The organism is Thioclava sp. NS-SX20, from assembly GCF_057380695.1.
Genome location: NZ_CM170816.1, coordinates 493756 through 516829, shown reverse-complemented (window position 1 = coordinate 516829; position 23074 = coordinate 493756). Strand labels below are relative to the sequence as shown.

The 23074-nt window shown below is 62.2% G+C and carries 36 protein-coding genes, 1 tRNA gene and 1 other RNA gene; 15 read left to right on the top strand and 23 right to left on the bottom strand.

What is annotated here, in order from left to right; genetic code table 11:
* Positions 1 to 3 precede the first annotated feature (3 nt).
* The 12 genes from AC2ISB_RS02630 to AC2ISB_RS02575 all read right to left on the bottom strand — a co-directional run bounded on the left by AC2ISB_RS02630 (position 4) and on the right by AC2ISB_RS02575 (position 8461).
* On the bottom strand, positions 4 to 207 hold the full coding sequence (locus tag AC2ISB_RS02630) for a phage head-tail joining protein (RefSeq protein WP_339109260.1): 204 nt from the start codon (positions 205 to 207) through the stop codon (positions 4 to 6).
* A gap of 3 nt (positions 208 to 210) precedes the next feature.
* Positions 211 to 2427, bottom strand: a complete 2217-nt coding sequence (locus tag AC2ISB_RS02625) for a terminase gpA endonuclease subunit (RefSeq protein ID WP_486575977.1) — start codon at positions 2425 to 2427, stop codon at positions 211 to 213.
* A gap of 3 nt (positions 2428 to 2430) precedes the next feature.
* Positions 2431 to 3093 (bottom strand): hypothetical protein, encoded by a 663-nt coding sequence (locus tag AC2ISB_RS02620; protein WP_486575976.1) that lies wholly within the window; start codon positions 3091 to 3093, stop codon positions 2431 to 2433.
* Positions 3094 to 3349: 256 nt separating this feature from the next.
* Entirely contained in the window at positions 3350 to 4060 is a 711-nt protein-coding gene (locus tag AC2ISB_RS02615; RefSeq protein ID WP_486575974.1) for a hypothetical protein, read from the bottom strand.
* A 117-nt stretch (positions 4061 to 4177) separates the two neighbouring features.
* Complete coding sequence (locus tag AC2ISB_RS02610) at positions 4178 to 4873, bottom strand: hypothetical protein (RefSeq protein ID WP_486575973.1); 696 nt, start codon at positions 4871 to 4873, stop codon at positions 4178 to 4180.
* A complete protein-coding gene (locus AC2ISB_RS02605; RefSeq protein ID WP_486575971.1) occupies positions 4870 to 5454 on the bottom strand; it encodes a hypothetical protein in 585 nt (194 codons plus the stop codon). The genes AC2ISB_RS02610 and AC2ISB_RS02605 overlap by 4 nt, the downstream gene beginning before the upstream one ends.
* A 260-nt stretch (positions 5455 to 5714) precedes the next feature.
* Positions 5715 to 6329 (bottom strand): hypothetical protein, encoded by a 615-nt coding sequence (locus AC2ISB_RS02600; RefSeq protein ID WP_486575969.1) that lies wholly within the window; start codon positions 6327 to 6329, stop codon positions 5715 to 5717.
* Complete coding sequence (locus AC2ISB_RS02595) at positions 6319 to 6786, bottom strand: DUF1937 family protein (RefSeq protein WP_486575967.1); 468 nt, start codon at positions 6784 to 6786, stop codon at positions 6319 to 6321. The genes AC2ISB_RS02600 and AC2ISB_RS02595 overlap by 11 nt, the downstream gene beginning before the upstream one ends.
* Positions 6783 to 7484 carry a hypothetical protein gene (locus tag AC2ISB_RS02590; RefSeq protein ID WP_486575965.1) on the bottom strand — a complete coding sequence of 234 codons (702 nt, stop codon included), beginning with the start codon at positions 7482 to 7484 and terminating at the stop codon, positions 6783 to 6785. Before AC2ISB_RS02590 ends, AC2ISB_RS02595 begins: the two co-directional genes overlap by 4 nt.
* Positions 7484 to 7717, bottom strand: coding sequence for a hypothetical protein (locus AC2ISB_RS02585; protein ID WP_486575963.1), 234 nt, complete (start codon positions 7715 to 7717; stop codon positions 7484 to 7486). Before AC2ISB_RS02585 ends, AC2ISB_RS02590 begins: the two co-directional genes overlap by 1 nt.
* Positions 7717 to 8151: a hypothetical protein gene (locus AC2ISB_RS02580; protein ID WP_486575961.1), complete on the bottom strand. Its 435-nt coding sequence runs from the start codon at positions 8149 to 8151 to the stop codon at positions 7717 to 7719. The genes AC2ISB_RS02585 and AC2ISB_RS02580 overlap by 1 nt, the downstream gene beginning before the upstream one ends.
* 100 nt (positions 8152 to 8251) lie before the next feature.
* On the bottom strand, positions 8252 to 8461 hold the full coding sequence (locus AC2ISB_RS02575) for a helix-turn-helix domain-containing protein (RefSeq protein ID WP_486575959.1): 210 nt from the start codon (positions 8459 to 8461) through the stop codon (positions 8252 to 8254).
* 92 nt (positions 8462 to 8553) lie between these two features.
* Here AC2ISB_RS02575 and AC2ISB_RS02570 point away from each other — a divergent pair, with 92 nt between their 5' ends.
* On the top strand, positions 8554 to 9165 hold the full coding sequence (locus AC2ISB_RS02570; RefSeq protein WP_486575957.1) for an XRE family transcriptional regulator: 612 nt from the start codon (positions 8554 to 8556) through the stop codon (positions 9163 to 9165).
* Between the two features lie 736 nt (positions 9166 to 9901).
* Here AC2ISB_RS02570 and AC2ISB_RS02565 read toward each other — a convergent pair.
* Positions 9902 to 10117: a hypothetical protein gene (locus AC2ISB_RS02565; RefSeq protein WP_486575956.1), complete on the bottom strand. Its 216-nt coding sequence runs from the start codon at positions 10115 to 10117 to the stop codon at positions 9902 to 9904.
* Between AC2ISB_RS02565 and AC2ISB_RS02560 the strand changes: the two genes are divergently transcribed.
* The 10 genes from AC2ISB_RS02560 to AC2ISB_RS02515 all read left to right on the top strand — a co-directional run bounded on the left by AC2ISB_RS02560 (position 10116) and on the right by AC2ISB_RS02515 (position 14654).
* On the top strand, positions 10116 to 10385 hold the full coding sequence (locus tag AC2ISB_RS02560; protein WP_486575954.1) for a hypothetical protein: 270 nt from the start codon (positions 10116 to 10118) through the stop codon (positions 10383 to 10385). The two genes, AC2ISB_RS02565 and AC2ISB_RS02560, sit on opposite strands and share 2 nt — an antisense overlap.
* Positions 10386 to 10491: 106 nt before the next feature.
* Complete coding sequence (locus AC2ISB_RS02555) at positions 10492 to 10767, top strand: DUF2312 domain-containing protein (protein ID WP_486576743.1); 276 nt, start codon at positions 10492 to 10494, stop codon at positions 10765 to 10767.
* A 187-nt stretch (positions 10768 to 10954) separates the two neighbouring features.
* The gene (locus AC2ISB_RS02550; protein ID WP_486575952.1) at positions 10955 to 11389 is read left to right on the top strand and encodes a tellurite resistance TerB family protein; all 435 of its coding nucleotides are present in this window, start codon (positions 10955 to 10957) and stop codon (positions 11387 to 11389) included.
* The gene (locus AC2ISB_RS02545) at positions 11389 to 11547 is read left to right on the top strand and encodes a hypothetical protein (RefSeq protein WP_486575950.1); all 159 of its coding nucleotides are present in this window, start codon (positions 11389 to 11391) and stop codon (positions 11545 to 11547) included. The genes AC2ISB_RS02550 and AC2ISB_RS02545 overlap by 1 nt, the downstream gene beginning before the upstream one ends.
* Positions 11548 to 11600: 53 nt before the next feature.
* Entirely contained in the window at positions 11601 to 11873 is a 273-nt protein-coding gene (locus AC2ISB_RS02540) for a hypothetical protein (RefSeq protein WP_486575948.1), read from the top strand.
* Between the two features lie 208 nt (positions 11874 to 12081).
* Positions 12082 to 12342 (top strand): response regulator transcription factor, encoded by a 261-nt coding sequence (locus AC2ISB_RS02535; protein ID WP_486575946.1) that lies wholly within the window; start codon positions 12082 to 12084, stop codon positions 12340 to 12342.
* A gap of 16 nt (positions 12343 to 12358) precedes the next feature.
* On the top strand, positions 12359 to 12625 hold the full coding sequence (locus AC2ISB_RS02530; protein WP_486575944.1) for a hypothetical protein: 267 nt from the start codon (positions 12359 to 12361) through the stop codon (positions 12623 to 12625).
* Between the two features lie 11 nt (positions 12626 to 12636).
* Complete coding sequence (locus AC2ISB_RS02525) at positions 12637 to 13158, top strand: hypothetical protein (RefSeq protein WP_486575942.1); 522 nt, start codon at positions 12637 to 12639, stop codon at positions 13156 to 13158.
* The gene (locus AC2ISB_RS02520) at positions 13151 to 13459 is read left to right on the top strand and encodes a hypothetical protein (RefSeq protein ID WP_339109234.1); all 309 of its coding nucleotides are present in this window, start codon (positions 13151 to 13153) and stop codon (positions 13457 to 13459) included. Before AC2ISB_RS02525 ends, AC2ISB_RS02520 begins: the two co-directional genes overlap by 8 nt.
* Entirely contained in the window at positions 13449 to 14654 is a 1206-nt protein-coding gene (locus AC2ISB_RS02515) for a tyrosine-type recombinase/integrase (RefSeq protein WP_406720401.1), read from the top strand. Before AC2ISB_RS02520 ends, AC2ISB_RS02515 begins: the two co-directional genes overlap by 11 nt.
* Before the next feature lie 82 nt (positions 14655 to 14736).
* Here the strand turns inward: AC2ISB_RS02515 and AC2ISB_RS02510 are convergent.
* A tRNA-His gene (locus AC2ISB_RS02510) sits at positions 14737 to 14813 on the bottom strand.
* 129 nt (positions 14814 to 14942) lie between these two features.
* Here AC2ISB_RS02510 and AC2ISB_RS02505 point away from each other — a divergent pair.
* On the top strand, positions 14943 to 15167 hold the full coding sequence (locus AC2ISB_RS02505) for a DUF6324 family protein (protein ID WP_339109232.1): 225 nt from the start codon (positions 14943 to 14945) through the stop codon (positions 15165 to 15167).
* Between the two features lie 2 nt (positions 15168 to 15169).
* On the opposite strand, the gene AC2ISB_RS02500 is transcribed toward AC2ISB_RS02505, so the two are convergent.
* Positions 15170 to 15640 carry an MmcB family DNA repair protein gene (locus AC2ISB_RS02500; protein ID WP_339109231.1) on the bottom strand — a complete coding sequence of 157 codons (471 nt, stop codon included), beginning with the start codon at positions 15638 to 15640 and terminating at the stop codon, positions 15170 to 15172.
* Positions 15641 to 15757: 117 nt separating this feature from the next.
* On the opposite strand from AC2ISB_RS02500, the gene ssrS reads away from it, so the two are divergent.
* Positions 15758 to 15916: non-coding RNA, 6S RNA (gene ssrS / locus AC2ISB_RS02495), on the top strand.
* Between the two features lie 74 nt (positions 15917 to 15990).
* Here the strand turns inward: ssrS and AC2ISB_RS02490 are convergent.
* From AC2ISB_RS02490 to fabA, 3 genes are read right to left on the bottom strand one after another with little or no spacing between them, the layout of a single operon-like run.
* Positions 15991 to 16779: an enoyl-ACP reductase FabI gene (locus tag AC2ISB_RS02490; RefSeq protein ID WP_339109230.1), complete on the bottom strand. Its 789-nt coding sequence runs from the start codon at positions 16777 to 16779 to the stop codon at positions 15991 to 15993.
* A gap of 12 nt (positions 16780 to 16791) precedes the next feature.
* Positions 16792 to 18018: a beta-ketoacyl-ACP synthase I gene (fabB, locus tag AC2ISB_RS02485; protein ID WP_486575939.1), complete on the bottom strand. Its 1227-nt coding sequence runs from the start codon at positions 18016 to 18018 to the stop codon at positions 16792 to 16794.
* Positions 18019 to 18046: 28 nt separating this feature from the next.
* Entirely contained in the window at positions 18047 to 18556 is a 510-nt protein-coding gene (fabA, locus tag AC2ISB_RS02480; protein WP_339109228.1) for a bifunctional 3-hydroxydecanoyl-ACP dehydratase/trans-2-decenoyl-ACP isomerase, read from the bottom strand.
* A gap of 212 nt (positions 18557 to 18768) precedes the next feature.
* Between fabA and irrA the strand changes: the two genes are divergently transcribed.
* Positions 18769 to 19185: an iron response transcriptional regulator IrrA gene (gene irrA / locus AC2ISB_RS02475; RefSeq protein ID WP_339109227.1), complete on the top strand. Its 417-nt coding sequence runs from the start codon at positions 18769 to 18771 to the stop codon at positions 19183 to 19185.
* 9 nt (positions 19186 to 19194) lie between these two features.
* On the opposite strand, the gene AC2ISB_RS02470 is transcribed toward irrA, so the two are convergent.
* Both AC2ISB_RS02470 and efp read right to left on the bottom strand, forming a co-directional pair.
* Positions 19195 to 19422, bottom strand: a complete 228-nt coding sequence (locus AC2ISB_RS02470) for a DUF1413 domain-containing protein (RefSeq protein WP_339109226.1) — start codon at positions 19420 to 19422, stop codon at positions 19195 to 19197.
* Between the two features lie 168 nt (positions 19423 to 19590).
* Entirely contained in the window at positions 19591 to 20160 is a 570-nt protein-coding gene (efp, locus tag AC2ISB_RS02465; protein WP_339109225.1) for an elongation factor P, read from the bottom strand.
* A 137-nt stretch (positions 20161 to 20297) separates the two neighbouring features.
* Here efp and epmA point away from each other — a divergent pair, with 137 nt between their 5' ends.
* Positions 20298 to 21353, top strand: a complete 1056-nt coding sequence (gene epmA, locus AC2ISB_RS02460) for an EF-P lysine aminoacylase EpmA (protein WP_486576741.1) — start codon at positions 20298 to 20300, stop codon at positions 21351 to 21353.
* On the opposite strand, the gene AC2ISB_RS02455 is transcribed toward epmA, so the two are convergent.
* The 3 genes from AC2ISB_RS02455 to AC2ISB_RS02445 all read right to left on the bottom strand — a co-directional run bounded on the left by AC2ISB_RS02455 (position 21325) and on the right by AC2ISB_RS02445 (position 22982).
* Complete coding sequence (locus AC2ISB_RS02455) at positions 21325 to 21900, bottom strand: hypothetical protein (protein ID WP_486575935.1); 576 nt, start codon at positions 21898 to 21900, stop codon at positions 21325 to 21327. The genes epmA and AC2ISB_RS02455 overlap by 29 nt on opposite strands.
* Before the next feature lie 20 nt (positions 21901 to 21920).
* Positions 21921 to 22304, bottom strand: a complete 384-nt coding sequence (locus AC2ISB_RS02450) for a DUF2237 family protein (RefSeq protein ID WP_339109223.1) — start codon at positions 22302 to 22304, stop codon at positions 21921 to 21923.
* Between the two features lie 156 nt (positions 22305 to 22460).
* On the bottom strand, positions 22461 to 22982 hold the full coding sequence (locus AC2ISB_RS02445) for a MarR family winged helix-turn-helix transcriptional regulator (protein ID WP_406720398.1): 522 nt from the start codon (positions 22980 to 22982) through the stop codon (positions 22461 to 22463).
* Positions 22983 to 23074 lie beyond the last annotated feature (92 nt).

The window sequence follows — 23074 nt, the reverse complement described above, 5'->3', positions numbered from 1 at the left end:
GGGTCAGAGGCCTCGCAAGGTCTTGGGGTAGCTCACGCTGAAGGCGCCGGGCCGCGCGCCGCGCAGCGCGTCCTTCATCAGCACCAATGTGGCGCGCATCTCGTCGAGCGAGCGGTATTCCACCCGCTCGCCATTGATCTGCACCACCCGCGCGCCGGTGGCGATCGCACGTTCCATGCGGGTGATGTCTGCCTCGGTCCAGGCCATGCTCTAGCGTCCTCGAAGATAGCGGATCCCCATCCGCGCAGGCGGCGGGGGCGCGGATGATGGGGAGGGCACGGGGGCCTCCCCCGCACCGGTGGCCGCGCCTGCGCCGGAAGCCGGATCCGCCGGTGGCGTCCGATCCGGCCCATAGGCCTGCGCGAAGGGATTGACGGCCCCCAGAAGCGCCCAGTCGGGCGGGGCGTCCCAGTTGATCCGGCTGATCCCCTTATGCTCGGCAACCGCCAGCGCCTGCACCGACAGATCGAGCGTCTCGTTACGTTTGACGCCGGTCTTCAGCTCGTAGCCTTTGGGGCCCTTGCGTTCGGCCAGCAGCTCGGCGCGGTGTTCCTCGTCCAGCCAGTCGGGCGTGTGCTGGGCCCCGGGGCCGCGTTCGAACCGCCCCAGCGCTGCCAGAACCGAATCCTTCAGCCGGTCGGTGGCCATGTTCAACAGCCTGATCGCCCGCGCCTTCTTGCCGTTCGAGCCGCGTTCGGGCGAGGCATACCAGACCCTGTCGCTATGCTTGAGACCGCCCCGCCCGATCGAGAGGAACCACAGATCCCCCTCGCCCGCACGCCGGCGCGCGCGCCAGAACCGTTCGGCATGATCGGACCATCCGGCAGGCCCGTTGAAATCCACCACCAGCGCGCAGGGCGCGAGCGCCCAGGGCTGACCCGCCACCGGATAGGTTCGCGCCGCCAGCCCGACCAGCACCCCCGCATCCTCGGCATAGCGACCGGGATCGAGCGCGCGGAACTGGCCATCCTCGTTTTTGGCCTTCGGGGCGTCCTCGGGCGGTTGCGCCAGCGCGAAGCGGTCGATGATCACCCGCTCGCCCTGCGCGCCCCAGGCCATGACCAGCGCCTCGAAACGGTTGCCCTGCACATCGACCGAGGTGGTGATGAAGCGCGTCCAGCCGGGGGCTGTGCGCTGATCGAGGCGCACGGCATGATCGGCCAGCATGGCCGTGGTCAGCTCGCCCTCGACCTGCCCCCCATGCGGCACATAGGACTCGCCGCGTTCGGTAAAGTAGACACGGCTGAGCTCGGTATAATCGCCGAACTGCTCGGCCTGTCGCAGCGCCAGCTCGTAAGAGGTCACGATGCCTTCCCAGCTGGCAAAGGCCGCCGCCGCCCCGTTGAGCGAATAGCTTGCCACATCGGTGGCCCGCAGATCGGGATCGTCGATGGTGACCAGCGCACGTTTGCCATCCTCCCCGACCGTGCCGCCCTCATGCAGCCAGCCGCCCCGCCCCCTGAGGATCTGGCGGTTCATCTCGTTCTTGTGGCGATGGCTGTAAAGCGCGCCGCAATGCGGGCAGCCCATCTCGGCGCGCGCGCCCGCCACGGCAGGCTCGAGTGTCGCGTCATAACGCAGGAGCTTGAAATGCGGCTCGAACAGCTGGCCACAGTCGCGGCATTGCCAGTAGAACCGCCCGCGCGTGCCCTCGTTATAGATCCGCACGATGCCCCCCGAGACGGGCGGCAGCTCATGCGGGTTCTGCGGTCCCGCCTTCCAGGTCTCGTCGGTGACCGGAAAGGCGGGCGTGCTTTCCAGAAGGACACAGCCGCGCGACATGAAGGTGCGGATCCGCTGGCGCGCCATCCCGTAGGGGCTGCCTTCGGGCGCGTCCTTCGGCCCCAGCACCTGCGGCATGTGGTCGTAATCGGTCAGCAGCACCAGCCGCTGCGAGCGCGAGGACAGCTGGCGTGCCACCGGATAGCCGATGGTCAGCCGCATCCCCTTGAAACGCTTGCGCGAGAAGGTGCTGTCATCACGCGCGCGGCCCAGCCGGTCGCGCACCGAACGCGAATTCTCGATCATCGGATCGAGCTTCTCCTCGACCCATGCATCCGCATCGGGCTTCGACATATGGATGATCTGCACCGGCGCGGGCGCGCACATCACCGAATGCACCGCCACCGTGATCAGCATCGTGGTCTTGGCCGATTGCGACGGACCCACGAAACAGACCGATTTGAACTTGCGCGACTGGGTGATATCGGCGGGCTCGACCATATAGGGCGCCACCGCGCGGTCGAAGCGCGACCAGTCCGTGCCGATCGGCACATGCATATAGGCTTCGGCGGCATCGGTGACCGAGATCCGCGAGGGCGGGTCCAGCAGCGGCAGCGCATCGGCCAGGAGCTCGCGCGGCTGGATCCATGCCGGAAGCGGCGGGATGCTCAGCACCGAGGCCCCGCGATCCATCATCTCGACCATATCTCAAAGCCCTATATCCTGCTGTTCGTAATCGGCAAGCTGCGTCACCTGCGCCGTGCCCATGATCGACAGCTCGATCATATTGCGCATCTTCATCACCACCTGATCGCAGCGCGCCTCGACCTTGGCGACCTCTTCGACCCCCAGCCCCAGATCGCGCTCGAGGTGGTCGGGCATGGTGCCCAGGGCCGTGGCCACCACCCCGATCAGATCTTCCAGCAGCTCCGAGACCTTGGCCGCCCGCACCAGCTCGCCGCGCTGCTCGGCCACGCGGTTGCGGTGATATTCGGCCTCCGACCATTCGCGCAGCTGCTTGGCGGTCAGCCCGCCCTCCTCTTCCTCCTGCTCCTCGTCGAGGTTGCGGAAGGCGAGCGACGCCTGCATGGCCAGCGCATCGCCGCGCGCCTTGCTCTCGCGCGACTGCTGTTCGCGGGCGCGCCGCCAGGCATAGCAATGCGACAGCTGGAACTCGTAGCTGACGCCGTTCTGGCCTGCCGTTTCCACCGGCATGCCCTGCCCCACCCATTTGGTCACCGTGTTCTCGGAGACATTGAAGGCCACCGCCAGCTGCGCGCGGTTCATCACGCCATCCGTCAGCCCCTCGGGCAGCGGAAAGCGCGCGACATCGAGCACGCTCCCGTCGGATAGCGTGACAAGGGTATCCATAAACTCTCTCCTGATTAGAGCGCGATCAACGAGGCACCCGCCCCGAAGGTCGCCAGCCGTCGGGCGGCCAGATCGCGCAACACCTGCTCAAGCATCGTGGCGCTCATGGCCCATCCCATCGAAAAGAATAACAACAACAACCCCAACCTCCCCTGCCGGAAGATCCCGAACAGGCGAAAGTCACGGGGTGCGAATTACCCGCATGCGGGCAGGCCCCCGGAAGGACCCGTGACCGATCCGGCGCGGATGGCGGGGCTCAGCCGAACCGCTTGGCGATCATCTTGGCCAGCGTCCGGCCCAGATGTGCGGGCAGCCGCGTCTCGTAGATCCGTTCGGCCTCGGCGAAGAACCCGAGGCGCTTCTGGTAGACCGGCACCTTGTCCGACAGGATCGCCACCCGCTCGGCAATGCCCGACGGCCCGCGCTTGTAGATGTCCTGCGTCAGCCCCGCCTTGGGCACGAAGTAGCGCGCCCGCTTGGGGCGGCGCTTGCGCGAGGCCGTGGTCTCGTTGGCGCTCCGGTCCCGCTGGGCATTCAGCGCCGAGAGCACCTGATTGCGCTCGCCCGTCGACCAGTTGCCATAGGCATCGAGCCGCGCGCCCTCGGCGGGGATCACCGACTGGATGATGCCCTCGAAGGCGAGGTTCTGCGCCAGCAGCTTCTCGAAGCCCGTCTGGCCGCGCGGCCCGCCCTCTTCCTGCACCTTCAGGTAATGGCGCTGGCCAATCACCGCCCGCTCTTCCACCGCCGCTTCCAGATCCGAGGCCCGCGCCTTCTTCACCCGAAAGGCGTTCTGCGTGAACCGCGTGGGCCGGTCGAAGACCACCGTCATCCGGTCCGCCACCTGCGCCCGCGCCTCCTCCACCGTATCATTGAGCGCCCAGGTCGAGGCGATCACCACATCCCGCGTGGCCAGCGTATCAAGCGCGGCGGTGAAGCCCGACACGTCGAGGATGGGCTGGGGCATGAGGGGCACCGATGTCTGGAAACAGAAACGCCCGCTCGGTCAGTTCTGACCTGCGGGCGCAATTCTAGATTATGGTGATATATGTGCCTTGGACGGAGTTAAGCGTCAATCCCCTTTTTACCGCATCCGCTCCAATACCTCTATCAGCGCCCTCCGAAGAGCAATGCGAAGGTTTCCATCATTACCCCACCCAAACTGCGCAAGCACCTGAGACAGCGTCATATCGCTCAGGCAAACGGCATCGACCAAGGCCCGATCCGTGATGGTGCGGGCCGCAACGCCGCGCGTCGAAGGGCGCACCCGACGCACCGCCATCGCCACGCCCACGCCGATCCGCTGGCGCATCCGCTCGATCGCGCGGCCTTCCGCCACATAATCGTCGATGAAGCTGTTGCCAGACCCACCTGCCCCCGCGCCCTGCAGCGTTTCGAGGCTGACACAGCGCACCCCGCCCGCCTCATGGCGTTCGACCAGATCACGGTAATAGCGCCCGACCAGCACATGGCCCTTGGTCAGCGGCATCGGCTTCTGGCGCTTGGCGGCATCGGCAGCCATCCGGTCGAACACATCCGCCACCCGCACCGCCTTGCGCCCCTGATAGCCTTCGGCCTTGGCCTCCCATCTCCCCTTGGCCGTGTCCAGCACCATCCGGTGCGGCGTGAACACCGCGCAACCGCCGCGCGCCGGGGCCGCGATGATCTCCGGCCCGCATTCGTCGGGCACAATCGCCGCACGGCGCATGGCGTCCAACCGGCCCGCCTCCTGCGCCAGCACCGCCGCCCCCGCAGCGCCCACATATACCACCCGCGTCATGCCTGATCTCCCGCCTCTGCCAACCGCGCGATAGTCTCGCATTTGCTTATTGCCGCCCGCCGCCGCTGGCGGAAGCCCAGATCATCATCACTGACCATCCGGTCCGCCGCGAGGTTCTCTTCGATCACCGTCAGACGGCGCAGGTTCGCGCGCGCCTGTTCGCGCAACTGGCTGGCCACAAAGGCATTCGGCCAGCGCCGGTTCTGTTTCAGCCAGAAGCGCAGCTCGGGGGCCCAGCCATCGCGCAGCGCCTCCTGCCCGATCCCGTTGGCAAAAACCGCGCGCAGAAGCGGGCTGCCATCATCGGAGGGCGGCTGGATCTCGGCGGCCCATTCGAGGATCTTCACCGCGATCGGGAACCGGTCCCCCGCCTTGCCGCCCGGATTGGCTGCTACCTGTTCGGCCAGCGCCGAAAGCGACAGCTCGCTCATATAGGCCAGCCGCTCGCGCAGCCCCGCCTGCATCTCCTCGAACCCCGCCTTGGTCAGGGTCGAGGGCTTGGCCAGCCCCTGCCGCAAAAGCGGCTCGATCAGCATCGCCTGCACACGCTTCTCGCCACTGGCCTGTTCTGCACTGTCCATGTCACCGCTCCTTTCTCAGCAATGGCCGCAGCCCGCCGCAAGCAAGAGGCTCAGGGCGGTGCGATCCGGTATTTCTCTTTTCTTTTCATCTCTTCTCTTTTCCTTTCGGCGGTTACAGAAACCGCGCAAAAAAAGGGAAGACAGGCGGATATTCACGGAAAATTCCGTGTCATTTCCGTTTTGATCTGTGATTTTCCGTAACCATTCCGGAATATTCTGTAACCGTAACAGAATATCACTGATTACACAGAAGCCTCGCATCACCCGTGAACCTCCATGAACTCGTTAAGAGCTTGGCGCACCAACGCCTCGCGCCGCTGCTTGCCGGTGTAGCGATCTTCCAGAAACTCGTTGAACCGGTCGAGGAACATCGGGTTATTCAGCAACTGCCCTGCCCCGATCCGATCCTTGATCATCGCCTCGAGATCCTTGAGCTGCTTTGCCACCTTCCGGTTCTCGGCATCCACAGCGTTGCGGCGCTTCGACTTTAGCGCCTCTTCGGCCACCTCGGTCACCACGTTATGGGCATAGCGCACCTCGCCATTATCGCAGCGCACCTTGTACCAGCCATGAAGCGGCGTGATATCGCGCTCGCAAAGCTGCTGCCAACGTTCAAGTGTGATCCCCAGAGCCTTGGCCAGCAGCCGCTCATTCGTGGGCAAAGTGCCGACCGGCGTTTCGTCATGCGCCTCACAGAAAAGCTGGAAGCCATACCAGCCCACATCAGGCTCGGCCAACTGGCGGAACTCGCTCTTGCGCCAGCGCTTGAGGTTCCACTGGATGAAGAAATGGCTATCGAGCCGTTCTTCGGCGGAAATCGGGTAGAGCGGCATGCTATTATCCCCCACCACCGTGAAACTGCGCTCAACCCCCATGACGGACCTCCTGTGCCTCGACCATGACCGGCACCCCATGCGAGGCCGCCCATTGCACATCCGCCCAGATCTGCGGGCAGGCCCGCCAGCCACGGCTGGCCGGAACCCACAAAGCCCCCGCCGCATTGCGGATCGGCGCGACCCAGCGGGCCCAGTGTTTCGGCTCGCGCAGGCTCAGATGCATATCGGCTTCCAGCATGGCCGCGCCCAGCACCACCGGCGAAACCGCCGCCACGCGGAAGCGCGCAAGCTCGGCAGCCGCCCGCGCCGCATCCAGCGCCACGGCCTCCGGCACCTGCCAGCAATCGATCCGCACCGGCGTGGTGACATAGACCATCCGCCCGCCCGAGCGCTGCGCCATCTCGACCGGCCCCACCCCGAAGACAATCGGGGCGGACCAATCCTGCGGCTTGGCGGCGCGGGCGAGATCGGCCCAAAGATCAAAGGGGGCGCTCATGCTTTCGCCGCCTTCGGCCCCACAGCGGCCTTCACCGCATCCACCCGTGCCGAGATCTTTGCATAGACCGTATCGAGCTTCTGACCATCGTCCTGAAGCTTTTTGAGGTCATTAAACAAAGCAGCCTCGCGCGCCGAAAGCGCATGCAGGTCTTTCCGCAAAGACTTCAGCTGTTTCTCGACCGCCGAAACGCGTGCAAAGAAGCTATCCTCGGTGCCCTTCCAGTCTTGGATCTCTTTCGTCAGATCGACCAACTCCTGGTTGCCGCCATCAGGGCCGAATAGATCCTCACGAATCTCCGACACCCACCCCGGCAAGATCCCGTTACGGATTTCTTCTGCCACGCGCTTGTCGGTATACCCGCCATCATACCGCCCAGCCTTGACGTCATACGCCGCGTGCAGCGCATCAATGATGTCGCGCTTCTGTTCACGCGAAGGCTGACGCATCTCTGCCTGTGCCATCTGATCTTCCTTGCTTGTATTAGCTGATGCGGCTCGCTGCCGCGCCGCGCAGGTCGGGCAAAGGTGCTTGCCTTTGCGGACCTGCCATCCTTGTCCCTGCATCTTTCTCAAGACCTGACCCGCGACCGGCCGGTCGCGGGTGTAGTCGCACGGAACGACCTCCGTTCTGCCGCACTGATCGCAGGTGACTGCCGCCTTGGGGGCGCCTCGCCCCTGCATCGACTTGATCGGCATTATTCATCCCCCACGAATTCGAGGATATTGCGCGCGATTAACCGCGCCTGTGGCACGCTCAGGAAGGCGAAGGCTTCTGGCCTTTCGTCCCCTTCGATCACCCGCACCATCAACCCGCGCTGAGACATCGACACTTCGACCTCTGCACCATTGGTATGATTGAAGACTTTGGCGGAAACCGTGGTCTGCACCTCCTGCGGACGGCGCGGCGGGGCGACTGTTCTCTCGACCATCACACATTCCCCTCGCGGGCCGAACGCCCGAAGGCCATAGCGGCGGTGATCGCGGTCACCGCCTCGGGGCCTTCCTTGTCGAGCTTGGTGAAATCGCCGGTGCGCACCGCATCGAGAAGAGCGGGGCCGATATCGCCCACCTCTTTCATCGTCCGCACCGCCAGCTCGTCAAACTGCGCCTTGACCGGATCGCCGGGCACCCGCGCCATCAGCATCGTGCGGATCGGAAACCGCCCCGCGATCTCTTCCAGCTGGAAGGCGAGGTTCCAGTCGAACCGGCCTTCGCCGCTGATGATCTTGCTCAGCGTCCCTTCCGACATCTGCCGCCCCGTGGTCTCGCGGATCGCGGCCACCACGGCAGGGCCTTTTCCGGCATGCTGCACAAGGCTGGCAAACATCGCCCGCAGCGCGGCGCTTTCGTAGCTTTCAATCATGGCGTTACCTCGGAAAACGCATTTCCTTGCCCGCGACACGCCAAAACGGCAAAGTTCGAGCATGGATTGGAAAAGTGAGATTTCAGCGGGGAGGCTCGCATCAGGCAGCCTCCCCATTTTTTGGAGAGACCCACGAACTTGCTTTAACTGCCTCGGCGGTCTCACGCTCAATCGCGAATGCCACTTCGAGGGACGGCACTTTCCGCCCACACACGATTTCGTTGAGGTAAGTGCGCGAGATACCCAGCAAGCGGGCGAAATCGCCCTGTCGGATATTCTTGTCATGAAGAAACTGTCGGAGATCACTCATAAAGCCGATGTCGCATATAGCGACAAATTGGTCAAGTAATCATGTCGCTATTATCGACACCACTTCCAAGCGAAACTGTGCTCTATGGGTGCATGAAGCTACGCATCCGAGAAATCCGTAAAAACAAGGGCCTGACCATTGAGCAACTAGCTGAAATGGCTGGCATTTCTCGATCATACCTCAATGAGCTAGAGCTGGGCGCAAAGACCATAAACGTCACACGACTCGGTCAAGTTGCTCGGGCTCTCGGCGTCGATGCGGAAGACCTGATCGTTCCAACCGCTCATCATACCGCCGTCCCCGGAAAGGTAGGCGCCGGTGCGCCTGTGCATCTGACCGATGACCACGCCAAGGGCGGCGGTCTTTACGAAGTCGTCACCCCGCCGCAGCTGGTTGGCAAACACGCCGTCGCGGTGGAGATTGAAGGCGACAGCATGGAGCCCGTCTATTCCGAGGGTGATCTGCTCTTCTACATCCGCGAGACCCACGAAGGCGTCCCGACCGAAGCAATCAACCGCAAGGTCATCGCCCAAACGGCAGACGGCAAGGTCTGGGTGAAGCTGTTAAAGCACGGAAGCACCGCAGGTAAATTCAACCTGCTGTCTATCAATCCCACCGGCGACAATATGCATGACGTTAAGCTGGTATGGGCAAGCCCCGTCCTGATGCATCTGCCTGCCGATCTTGTTACCCGCGCCAAATAAAAGGCCGGACACCCAAACAGGTATCCGGCGCACTCCCAAGATCAGCTCACCACAAACATCACTCAGGAGATCAGATTTGGCCCAATCTTACACAGAAATATCGGAAACATTCCCCTGCGAAGACCAAGACGGCAATCGATACCTAATGCATAAAATTCAAAGCTACACGGTTGAAAGCTATCTCGCAGGGGGCACCCGCACAATGCCAGGGAGCTTTGACTACAAAACCTCTGACGGGCAGTGGGCAAACTCTAACGACGATATCCATTTCAGCTTAAAATCAGGCATCAAGGTAAAAAGGGTGGATATTGACTAACGGGGCCACCAGCGGATCAGCCATTGATGATGTGTCGAATTGACAGGCGAAGCGTAGCGCACAAGCACGATGCCCTCATAGTAGATCTGTATATGCCGACTTGACCAGGGCAACTTGGTAAACCCTTGCTCTTTCATACTCGGGCCGCGCCAGCGCCGCCAGATATCCCTCAGTCGCCCCGCCCCGTGCGGGGCTTTTTCGTCTGCCATCACCCATCTCCTTTATCAAACACAGCCTGCCTTGCCGCTCACAATGACAGAGGCCGCATAAACGAGTAACTCATTTTGTCGCTGTATGCGACATTTTTTATTTGACGTTGCTGTCGCTATTTGCGACACAAGCTTTACGGCAGCGACATATGAGCCTGCCGCCCCCTCAAGATGGAGCCGCGCAATGCAGACGATGTCACGAACCACCAACTCACGGATGCCCCTCTGGGCCGCCGTCGGCATTGGCGCGGCTCTCCTTGCCCTGATGATCCACCTCGACCCCGTCGCGCAGATTTCCCACGCACATTGGCAGGTCGAGCACCCCGCTTTCTGAGATCGGTTGCCTGATTACTGCTCGCAACCCAACTGCCGGGCGGCGCGCTGCTCGCCGCCGCCCGGCCTTTTCTTCTTTCAGGATGATCCACATGCCCAAATACATCCCCGAGAACACGGTTATGGTCGGTCAGCCGATCCGCGTTTTCTGCAATGAGATCGAGGTAAAGACGCCGTTCGAAGCGGACACCGACGAGGGCTATGTCGTGCAGGCGCGGACCACCCTATGCGGTCAGGGCTACGTCTATTGGCACGAGGAGAAGAGCCGTTATCAGGTCGCAACTCAGCGTATTCACGGCACCGTGCGGGTCGAACTGATCGACCCTGAAAGCATGCATGACCTCACAGACCATGTCCACTAGCCCGCCCATGAACGCCATGCCGACCATCCCGATCACCGAGGACACGCCCGCTTTCCTCGCCAAAGCCGCCCATAGCATCAGCCGTGCAAAGGCTGGCAAGCCGCCGATGAAAGCGGATGCCGACTTCAAGGCCGCCGCCGAGAAGGCCTATCAGGTCACCGCCGACGAGCTGCGCCAGTTCATCGAACAGTTCGAAAGCCTTGCCGCCGAAAAGGCCGATATCGCCGAACAGCAGAAGGACGTGATGGCCGAGGCCAAAGCTCGCGGCTACGACACCAAGGTGATCCGGAAAATCATCGCCCTGCGCAAGCGCGACAAGAACGACGTGGCCGAGGAAGAGGCCATCATGGCGATCTACAAGGAAGCGCTCGGCATGGAATAGCGAGATTTGGCCCCATCCTCCCTGTTTCGGGGGCCAGATATGGGGCGGCGCAAATTCACCCCGCGCCGCCCCGAGACCCGAATTCGTCCGATCCCACTCGGATGATAGGCGGAAGCCGCGCGTAACCCGTACCCTGTTTGTGCATCGCAGCTTCCGCCGCCTTTTCACCAAGAACCAAGGAAGACCCATGTTTGGAAAACTGAAAGAACGCCTCTCGGGCGGCTCCAAAAAGCTGTCTGGAAAAACCGATCTGCTGGAAGGCATCTGCGCGATCAGCGCCCTTGTCGCCTGCGCCGATGGCGAGATCGAGGACTCGGAAGTGACCGGCGCACTGGATGCCCTGCAGAACCACTCCACCCTCTCCGAAGCCTTCAGTGCTACCCAGATCGAGCAGGCGCTTGATAAGCAGCTCAAGCGCGCCAACGGCTCGATGACCGGCAAGCTCGCCCTGAAGCGCGAGATCGAGGAGATGAAGTCCAAAAACGCCAGCGACGAACTTGAAATGGCGCTGATGGTCGGCATCGATATCGCAATGGCCGATGGCGAGCTGGAGCCGGAAGAAAAGATCGTGCTGACCGATCTGGCCAAGCGCCTCGGCTTCAACCTGTCCAATTACCTCTGATGGACTGGCTGAAATCCCACGCCATCAGCTGGACCACGTCCGCCGCACTGACCCTGACGCTGTTGCAGGCAATCACCCCGTCCATCCTCGACTGGATCCTGCGCGCGATGATCGTGGGTCTTGTCTGGCTGGCCGCGCGCCTGTCCCGCCTGCCCTGACCCTGCCAGCCCGCCTCTCGCGCGGGCTGCGCCCTTCACCCGAAGAGGTTGCCATGTTCACATCCCGCCGCAAGTCCAACGCTATCCGCGCCGCGAAGATCACCTATCTCGACCATCTGGCGAAAAACCGGCCCTTCTTCCTGATGGGCCTGCCGAGCCGTGCCGACCGGATCGGCGCGCTGCGCCTCGCCGCCCGCGCGCATAATCTGACGATGGACGATCTCTGCCCACATGTCGGGGCCTGCGCCCCCGGCAAGTGCAAGGGACACAAACCCTCGGGCACCGCCGCCCTGCCCGCCGGCCCCAAGCTTCTGCCACGCGCCTGATCTTCCGGTGCCCGCCCCTGTGCCGGGGCGGCATCCCGAAGAACAGGAATTCGCGCGGCGGTCGCGCGGATGATCTGCGGGGGCAATGCTGTCCGACGCGCCCCCGCAGGTCCAGTCATTCAGGAGGCCACATGCTGATCGCCATCATCACAGGCGCGGCGTTCACCGCCTGCCTCGCAATCCTCTTTTATCACGAATGGACTTTCAGATGACCACGATCACCCTGCTATCCCCCGCCGAGAGCCGTGTCCTGCCGCTGATCGCGCTGCCCTACAAAGAGGCCGCGCACCGCCTGAACCTCTCGGAGCCCTGCATCAAGATGCACATCCGCCAGATCGCCCGGAAGCTCGGCGCGCGCGACCGCTATGGCGCGATCGCACTGGCCACCCGCTTCGGCGTGGAGATCGAGATCCGCCGCCCCAAGCGGCCACCCCCCAGCGCGGGCCACAGGCCCCGCTCAGAACAGTAGAGATAAGGAGGCCGATATGCACCAAGCTGAACACTTCCTGCGCGCCCACCTGACGGGCAAAGCCACGGTCGCCTCAGTGGGCGTCCTTTACGGGCTTCTGATCGCTGCAGACGCCGCAACGAAGCAGATCGACTGGCCAAGCGTTCACGCCGCGATCCGGGCCAATCTCGGCGCTGACGACGAAGCAGCGTGGCGGCGAAAGTTAGATCGCATCAAGACGGCAGGCTGGGAGATGCACGCCGCTGTCACCGCTCGTCTCACGATGCCCCTGACAAGCGAATGAAGGAGAGAGATATGCCGAACCCGATCCCAGAGGACGTGCGTGCGGTCACGGCCCCAAACATCCTTACCGCCGAAGAGTGGATACGCCGGACCGAGGCCGCCAAAAACTTCCTCGTCCAGCGCCACGGCTACAAGGACGAAGACTTTTGCAAGGTATCCGACGACGGCGACGAGCCGTGCCTCGACGGATGGTCTAAATATCGCCCTGAGTGGGTCTCTCAATCAGGCTTTGTTGCGGATCAGGCTATCCCGCGCGGGCTGATCCTGCACTGGCCTCTTGGCCTCGATGTTACCGGCGAGCCTCACGATGCTCACGACCCGATCTATCTGCTGGAGGACGCCGAGCTTTGGGCAAGCATGACAGACGACGAAATTCGAGCGATGTGCGAAGACCCCGCCCCCACCACACAGGACACCACTCCCGCCGAAGCCAACGCCAAAGACGAACAGGCCGAGCGCCAGCGCGCCACCGGCCACCACGAGGACAGCGCACCCGCCAATCGGGTCGAAAGGAAGGAAGGGAACGATGGGTGAGCACGACCATAACTTCGGGCTGAAGCCGCAAAATGATGATCCGACCTTTTCGGTCATATCGGCCTATGGCTCCGACCTTTGGGTGGCCTCCACCCTGGGGCGCAAGATCGCGTGGTTCCGGACTAACCGCGAGAAGCTGGGCCGCGAGGGCTTCCCGAAACGAGACCCGCTGACCGGCCTCACCATCAAGGCCGATGTCATGGCATGGATTGAAAAACGCCGCCGCGTGAGCGACGGCACGGTGGCGCCGGCACAGGCCGAGGCGCAGAACCGTAAGAAGGAAAGAACGAATGCGTTTTAAGGATGCGCTCTGGGACGGGTCAGACCCGCTCTACGCCCCCTGCACTGCCAAATCGAAGGGCCGCGTCTACTGGCGGGCCACAAAGACCGCCCAGACGATGGGCTATGTTGTGGGGCCTGTCGCCCTGCCCGGACAGATCGGCGATAACCGCGACGAGGAACGCGCCAGCCGCGCGCGCGAGCTGACGCGCGACATGGTGCGCTGGATGGAGACCGCCGAGAACGAGAAGCGCCTCGAGCCCGGCACCTTCCACCACCTGATCGCCCGCTATCTGAACGACGAGATCTCGCCCGTGCAGGACGTCAAACAGAACACCCGCGAGCAATATCGCCACTATGGCAACTACTGGCGCGGCGCGATCGGTGACATGCTGGTAACGGATGCCGATTACGCCGCGATCAGGCGCTGGGAAAAGGCGATGAAGGAAAACGGGCGCAGCACCCATTTTATCGCCACCTCCTTCCGGCACCTGCGGATCTTCGTCAATTACGGGGTGCAGATCGAGTTCGAGGGCGCGGCCAAGCTATCCCTGATTCTCTCGAAGACGCGCTTCAAATCGCCCAAGCCCCGCACCATCGCCCCTACGGCGGAACAGATCGCCGCCGTGATCGAGAAGGCGGACGAGCTGGGCTATCGCGCCTTTGCCACCGGCTACATGATGCAGTGGTGGTTCGCCCTGCGCGCCGTTGATGTGCGCGGCCAGTATCTGCGCCCGACCGATGACGACCGGACGGGGATCATGCGCGGCGGGCGGCGCTGGCAGGACGGGCTGACATGGGACATGATCGATGCGGACCTGACGCAGATCCGGAAGACTCCCTCGAAAACCGAGCGCAGCGATAGCGAGGCCATGATCTTCGATCTGACCGCCGTGCCGGAGCTGCGCGCGCGCCTGGACGAGACGCCGGTCAATGATCGCGTCGGGCCGGTGATCATCGACAAGAACGGCATGCCTTACGATCGCCACCACTGGGCGCGGATGTTCCGGCTCGCGGCACGGGCGGCAGGCCTGCCAAAAGAGCTGAAGATGATGGATGCGCGTGCAGGCGCGATCAACGATGCCAAGCGCCACGGCGCCACGCCGATCCAGCTGCAGCATCAGGCGAACCACACCAATATGCGCACGACCGACCGCTATATCCGGGAGAAGAATGACTCGGTGGCCGAGGTCGTAAAACTGCGCCGTTCCACGTGAATCAGGCCCGATTACAACGTTACAACGGTTGGATACAACTCGTTACAACTCGGAACGGCGTTTCAGCTAAGTCATTGAAAAATGGTACCGCTTCCCTGGCTTGAACAGGGGACCTCTGGATCCACAATCCAGCGCTCTAACCAACTGAGCTAAAGCGGCACCGTGAGGCGGGATTTACCGATTGCTGCGGAGGATTGCAAGGGGGGTGTGACAGGTTTTTGGCATTTTCCTTGCCTCAGCCCATAATCACGTCTAGGCAACGCGCAACACCCCAATCGGAGACAGGATATGAGCATCAACAGCGAACATGAAACCGCCGCGAACCTGCAAATCGGTCCGACCGATCGCGGTATGGTGCGAATCTATCTGGAAGGGGACGGGCTCGATCTGCCGATGGATTTCGATCCTGACGAGGCCGAAGAGATCGCCGAAGAACTGCGCGCGGCAGCCGATGCGGCCCGCCAGATCCAAGCCGAAACCGGCAGCGGCAAATCGCCCAAGAAAAAGAAATAATCTCAGCGGGCGGCTTCGGGCAGAACCGGCAAGGACGGGTCACGAAAGCCTTGAAGCCGCGCGGCTGCCACCCGCGCGAAATCCAGCGTCAGCGCCTTGCGACGGGCGGGGGCCAGACGCGCCTCGGGGGCGTCGCGCAGCATTTCAGCCCCATAGCCATCGGCGATAAACAGCCCCGTATCCTCGGGCAGAAGCTCCAGAGGGAATGTAGCATCCACCGCCCAGAAATAGCGGTCGCACCAGTCCAGATAGCCCTGCCATTTACGGTCGGATGTAAAATCCGCACGGCTCGATTTGCATTCGACAATCCAGATCTCGCCCTTACGGGTCAGCCCCATCACATCGGCACGTAGGCGCGGGCGGAGCGGCATCTCCAGCACCGAGGCCAGCCCCAGATCGGCCAGCGCACGCGCCACACCACGGGCCAGCACCTGACCCGGCTGCATATCGGAAAGAGATCGGCTATCGGACATAGCCCGAAAATGAACGAAGGCAGAACATAAGTCCAGCCCCCTTCCCCTCACAAGTTACCCCCGCATGTCATCAAGGGGCTTGCGCAGAGCTGCACGCTTTCCTATCTGTGGATTCGGCGGTTACTGCTCTTCTCGTAACGGGAACGTCTTTCCAGTGGCCTATACCGATTCCGAGGGAGCTGGCTCTGTCAGGGTCTTGGCCTTGTTACCTGGCGCCCACCTGATTTTTCAGGTCCTCGGGAAATTCAACCTCCCAACGGTTGCTGCGGTTTCCGCCACCTCATGAAAAAGGCCCCGAGTTTCCTCGGGGCCTTTTCAATTCTGCAAACCGGTTACAGGTTTTCGGTCCGTTATAGGTTCTCGGTCTGGGGCATGCCCAGCACGTGATAGCCGCAATCGACCATAATCGTCTCGCCGGTGGTGCAGGCGCCGTAATCCGACGACAGCCAGACAGCCGTGCCGCCAATCGATTCCAGCGTCGCGTTCGACCGCAGCGGGCTATTGGCCTCCGTGTGGCGGAAGGTCTTGCGCGCGCCACCGATGGCCGCGCCTGCCAGCGTTTTCATCGGACCGGGCGAGATCGCGTTCACGCGGATGCCCTGCGGACCAAGGTCGTTGGCCAGATAGCGCACCGAGGATTCGAGTGCCGCCTTGGCCACGCCCATCACGTTATAGAAGGGCGTCACGCGGTTGGAACCGGCATAGGTCAGCGTGATAATCGAGCCGCCATTCGGCATCAGCTCTTCGGCACGGCGACCGATATCGATCAGGCTGAAGCAGCTGATCGACAGCGAGTTCTTGAAGTTCTCGCGGGTGGTATTGATGAAACGGCCCGCCAGCTCGTTCTTGTCGGAATAGGCAATCGCATGAACGATGAAATCGAGGCTGCCCCACTCGTCTTTCAGACGGGCAAAGGCCGCATCCATCGAGGCATCATCGGTCACATCCACATCCACAAGGAAGGACGAGCCCAGCGACTCTGCCAGCGGCTGCACGCGCTTGCCGAAGGCCTCGCCCTGATAGGAAAACGCCAGTTCTGCGCCTTCCTCGGCCAGCGCCTTGGCGATCCCCCATGCGATGGAGCGGTCATTGGCCACCCCCATGACAAGCCCGCGCTTGCCCTTCATCAACTCGGCCATTCAGGCGACCCCTTACTCTTGGTACTTGCTCATGACGAGCGATGCGTTGGTGCCGCCAAAGCCGAAGCTGTTGGACAGGACGGAATCATGCTCGACATTGTCGATCAGCCGGGTCGCGATCTCTTCGGGACGCAGCGCCGGATCAAGCTCGGTCACGTTGATCGAGGGCGCAATGAAGCCGCCCTGCAGCATCAGTAGCGAATAGATCGCCTCGTTGACGCCCGCAGCCCCCAGCGCGTGGCCGGTCATCGACTTGGTCGAGGAGATCGGCGCATGGTCTTCGCCCAGCACGCGGCGGACGGCTTCGACCTCGCGCACATCGCCCACGGGGGTCGAGGTGCCATGCGCGTTGATATAGGTAACCTTACGGCCTTCCGGCAGGGTTGCGGTGGCCAGACGCATCGCGCGCTCGCCGCCCTCACCCGAGGGCGCCACCATGTCATACCCATCCGAGGTCGCGCCATAGCCGGTGACTTCGGCATAGATCTTGGCACCACGGGCCTTGGCATGTTCCAGCTCTTCGAGAACCAGAATACCGCCGCCGCCGCCGATGACAAACCCGTCGCGGGTCGCGTCAAACGCACGGGCAGCCGTTTCCGGCGCGTCGTTATATTTCGACGACATCGCGCCCATCGCGTCAAACAGGCACGACAGCGTCCAGTCGACCTCCTCGCCGCCGCCTGCAAAGACGACATCCTGCTTGCCCATCTGGATCAGCTCGGCCGCGTTGCCGATGCAATGTGCCGAGGTCGAGCAGGCCGAGGTGATCGAGTAGTTCACACCCTTGATCTTGAAGGGCGTCGCGAGACAGGCCGAGACGGTCGAGGACATGGCCTTCGTCACCATGAAGGGGCCCATCCGCTTGGGGCTGCCCTTTTCAACGGTGATGCTATGCGCCTGGAACACGCTCGAGGTCGACGGACCACCCGAGCCTGCCACAAGCCCCGTGCGCTCGTTCGAGACCTGATCCTCCGACAGGCCCGAATCCGCGATCGCCTGCTGCATGGCGATATAGGCATAAGCCGCAGTCGGCCCCATGAAGCGCAGTTGGCGCTTGTCGATCAGCGCCTCGAAATCGACCTCCGGCACACCGGCGACCTGGCTACGGAAGCCACGGTCGGCATAGTCTTGCTGGAAGGTGATCCCCGATTTGCCCGCGCGCAGGCTGGCGGTGACTTCTTCGGCGGAGTTGCCGATCGGGCTGACGATGCCCAGACCGGTAATAACGACACGGCGCATAGCTGGCCTCCTCGTAATCTGTCTCGGATCAGCTCTCGGAGAGAGCGACCTTCATATCCTTGACCACATAGATCACCTCGCCATCGGCTTCGACGATCCCGTTGGCCACGCCCATGGTCAGGCGGCGTGTTTGCACGGCTTTGGTGAAATCGACCTTGTAGGTCAGCATCTTGCGTTCGGGGCGCACCATGCCGGTCAGCTTGACCTCACCCACACCCAGCGCATAGCCGCGCCCTTGCCAGCCGCGCCAGCCAAGGTTGAAGCCGGTCAGCTGCCACAGACCGTCAAGGCCCAGACAGCCCGGCATGATCGGGTTGCCGGGGAAGTGGCAATCAAAGAACCAAAGATCCGGCTTGATGTCGAACTCGGCCACAACATGACCCTTGCCGAATTCGCCGCCATCACCGGAAATCTCGGTGATACGGTCCATCATCAGCATGGGCGGTGCGGGCAATTGCGCATTGCCGGGGCCAAACAGCTCGCCGCGTGCGCATTTCAGTAGTTCGTCCCGGTCGAAGCTCGTCGGAAAGCCTGCCATGGAATATTCTTCCCCCCTTGGGTCCAGTTTCGTTCCCTCTAACACCCGTCTAGGCAAAGACGCAAGGCTGCTGACGCTTTGCGACCTGCGTCAAATGCAACTGGGGGTGCCAATTCCGCGCGACATATGCGACATTTTTATGAAGTTTGCACGCAGCCAGATTGAAACTTTCCCGCCCCAAGCGCATATTGGGGTAAGGAGAAACGGATTAAATGGCACCCAACGCACGCGACCGTGGCCAGCAATGGCTTGCCAAAGGGGGATTGCGCCCCACCCGCCAGCGCCTTTCGCTGGCGTCCTTGCTTGTGGGCGATGGCGAGGACCGCCATGTGACCGCCGAGTTGCTGCATACCTCGGCACTGGATGCCGGCGAGCGTGTCTCGCTTGCCACCGTCTACAATACCCTGCGCGCGTTCTGCGATGCGGGCCTCATGCATGAGGTCACGGTAGATGGCACGCGCAGCTATTTCGACACCCGCATGGATGACCACCCGCACTTCTTCTGGGAGGACGAGGCCCGCATTTCCGATGCGCCCAAAGAAGACATGCAGATCACCAAGCTCCCGACCCCGCCAGAGGGATACGAGATTGCCTCGGTCGATGTGGTGGTGCGGCTGCGCAAGCTGTAGCCACGCCCTTCAGCCTTTCACGAAGACCCGCCCCTGCAGATCGCTCTGCCCGCTGTCATGGACCTGCGGAATGGCCCCCTGCCGGACATGGATCAGAAAATCGCGCCCCAGCCTCAGCTTGTCCTCGACAGAAAACGCCGCCCATTGCGGTCCGTAGATGTCATGCAGATGGAACGGCCCCTGCGGATGGCCGGTCAACCGGTTGGTAAAATGATGCAACGTGTCCGTCAGTGTCATGGCGCAACATCTCCCTGTGAGATCCCTTCGACAACGACATAAATCCGTTACAGTTCCGCCTCTTTGATCTGGCGCATTTTGCCATGACGTCCGCATGAAGAAAGGCGCCCCCTGAAGAGCGCCTTTGCAAAGAAGCCGTGGCCCTTTCGGACCCGAAATGCCGGACCCTCAGTCCTTGGCGCGTTCCTGATAGGCCAGATCCTCGGTGTTGATCACGATGCGGGTGCCCACGCCGATATGCGGCGGCACCATCACACGGATACCACCGGTGCAGGTCGAGGGCTTGTAGGACGAGGACGCCGTCTGGCCTTTGACAACCGGCTCGGTCTCTTCGACTTCCACGGTGACCTTCTGCGGCAGTTCGATCGCGATCACGCCATCATTATAGGTTTTCAGCCAGCAGCGGATCCCGTCGCGCAGGAACACTTTCGCATCGCCGATCACGTCCTCGGACACGGCAACCTGCTCGTAGGTGGTGGGTTCCATGAAGTGATAGCCTTCGCCATCTTCATAGAGGAAGTCGAATTCACGCTCTTCGACATGCGCGCGCTCCACACCTTCGGTGGTTTTCCAGCGTTCGGAGACTTTGGTGCCATCCGAGATGCGGCGCATATTGACCTGGGTCACCGGAGTGCCCTTGCCGGGGTGGAAGCTTTCTGCCGTCAGAACGACATAGAGGTGGCTGTCGATTTCGACAACATTGCCCTTGCGCAGCTGCGAGGCGATGACTTTAACCATTGCATTTCCTTTGAACGAGATGCCCGCTTGGGCAAATGAGGCTCAGGCACTGCGTGAAGACTGGCGCCCGGATGCCCCGTCGCCTAAACCATCTGAAGACGGATTTCCAGTTCAAAGCCTGTTCGAAAGCGCAAGAGATGACCGAAACACCCTGGTGGCACCCCCATCGCCACGCCGACCGCCGCCCCCTTTTGCTGGCACGCAACAAAGTTCAGGCCGCGCTCCGGCAATGGTTTGCCGATCAGGACTTCCTCGAAACCGACCCCGCCTGCCTGCAAACCAGCCCCGGCAATGAGGCGCATCTGCATGCTTTCGCCACCGATCTCATCGGCCATGACGGGGTGGCGCATCGGATGTATCTGCACACCTCGCCCGAATTCACGATGAAAAAGATCCTTGCGGCGGGCGAGCCTCGGATCTTCGCCTTCGCCCATGTCTGGCGCAACCGCGAAAACGGCAACCGCCATAGCGCCGAATTCACCATGCTGGAATGGTATCGCGCCGATACCCCCTATGACCGGCTGATCGAGGATGCCCATGCGATGCTGGCCATTGCCGCACGCGCTTGCGGAGCGGATCACCTGCAATATCGCGGCATCACCTGCGACCCTTTCGCGCCGGTCGAACGGATCTCGGTGGCCGAAGCCTTCCAGCGCTATGCGGGCATCGACCTGCTGGCCAGCTGCCGCGCCGATGGCTCGACCGACCGCGCAGCATTGGCCACCGAATGCGCGCGGGTGGGTTTTGCCATTGCCGAAGATGACGGCTGGGCCGATATCCTGTCAAAGGTGCTGGTGGATCGGGTCGAGCCGCATCTGGGCCACGGGCGGATCACCGTGCTGGACCGCTATCCGACCGCCGAGGCCGCCCTCGCCCGCCCCTGCGCCGATGACCCGCGCGAGGCGGAACGCTTCGAACTTTACGCCTGCGGGGTGGAGCTGGCCAATGCCTTCGGAGAGCTCACCGACCCCGCCGAGCAACGCCGCCGTTTCGAGGCCGAGATGGACGAGAAAGAGCGCATCTATGGCGAGCGCTACCCGCTGGACGAGGATTTCCTTGCCGCGCTGGAACTGATGCCGGAGGCCTCCGGCATCGCGCTTGGCTTTGACCGTCTGGTGATGCTGGCCACGGGCGCGCCGCGCATCGACGACATCCTCTGGAGCCCTATCGCACAGCCCAGAAGCCCGCGATAAGATCATCGCAGACCTTGGGGCTGTAGTCGCTGGGCAGCCCCAGCAGATCGGGGGGGCGCTCATCGGTGGTGATGCGCGTTTCCGGCATATCCGGATCGCGGGACACATCGGCTTGGCCCGTCAGAAGATTGACATCGCAGTAGACCGATTCAGCGCTTAATCTGTCCGATTGCACGATAGTCACCCCCGCCACGATATACCGCCCCTCGCGGAAGGCCACATGCCATTGCAAACTGCTCCCGTTGCGCCCGCAGGTATCGCAGCCCGTCGCGATGGTAAAACGGCCCGGCTTTGTTGAGGTAACCGAGTCTAACATAGTGAGATTCGCCATAAGAGGGCCGATCACAACTGGCGGCTCGGCTGTGTCCTTCGAGATAACAAGCAGCCGATCAAGATCGCGCGTGGTGAGATCGGTGATCAGATCCTCTGTGCCATCGCCATCCGCGTCAAAGTGATACTCCTCAACGACCGGCCCCTCGACGATGGGCTGGGACAGGGCGGCTGAAGCGGCAAGGCAGAAGGATGCGGATAGAAAGAAGAACTTCATCAGAAACAGGGTCGAACCCCCTATTGAAAAGGCGACAAATGCCGATGCAGCCGTAGGACCTCGATCGGGACCACATCAAGCGTGCGCTGATGGGTCGCCTCCAGCACGATCTCGGGCGCGCAGCCCTCGTCATGCGCTTCCAGAAACCGCCCCGCGCACAGGCACCAGCGATCTCCGGGTTTGAGGCCCTCGAATCCGTATTCGGGACGCGGGGTCGAGAGGTCATTGCCGATATAGGCCGACCACGCGAGAAACTCTTTGGTCATGATCGCGCAAACCGTATGGGCGCCATGATCCTCGGCGCAGGTATTACAATGGCCATCGCGAAAGAACCCGGTCAGAGGCACCAGCGAACAAGGCTCCAACGGGCCACCCAAGACATTGACCGGCAGATCCTTATCCATCCTATCCCCCCGCATGGCATCCGGATCACGATAATCCGGCAACCGAAGCCTGCCCCCGAACGGGATATCCGTCAAGACAGGCGTGCCCTTAGGCGGACAGGCGGCGGGGCCTTTCCCCAAAAAGGGCAGCGCCCCACGCTGCCCTTTTTCTGAAACTCAGTAGATATACCGGATCTGGTCCATCCAGTAACGTTCCATACGTTTGAGGGTCCGGTTCATTTCGTCCATCTGTTCGAAATCGATCACGCCACGCGTGCCCATCCCGTCAGCATGGCGCTCGAACAGTTCGCGCACCGCATCATGCAGCTTGCGCCCCTTATCCGTCAGCTTGACCCGCACCGAGCGGCGGTCCACATCACAGCGCTGGTGGTGCATATAGCCGTTTTCCACCAGTTTTTTCAGGTTATAGCTGACATTCGAGCCCTGATAATAGCCACGGCTCTTCAATTCGCCTGCCGTGACCTCGTTATCGCCGACATTGAACAGCAAAAGGGCCTGAACCGGATTGATCTCGATGATCGCCAGACGTTCGAATTCGTCCTTGATCACATCCAGCAGCAATCTGTGCAGCCGTTCCACAAGGGCCAGCGTGTCCAGATACCCGGTCATGAGCCCCTGCTGCATGGCGCGGTCCGCGACCACGCCGCCCATCTGGCCCATAGGGGGTTCTATACTCATCTCATTCTCCGCATCATCTATGCCCCGAAAGACACCATGCGGGAAAATGCCAAAATTTCGGTTAAGCGAATTAAATCTATCGCAAATCTGAC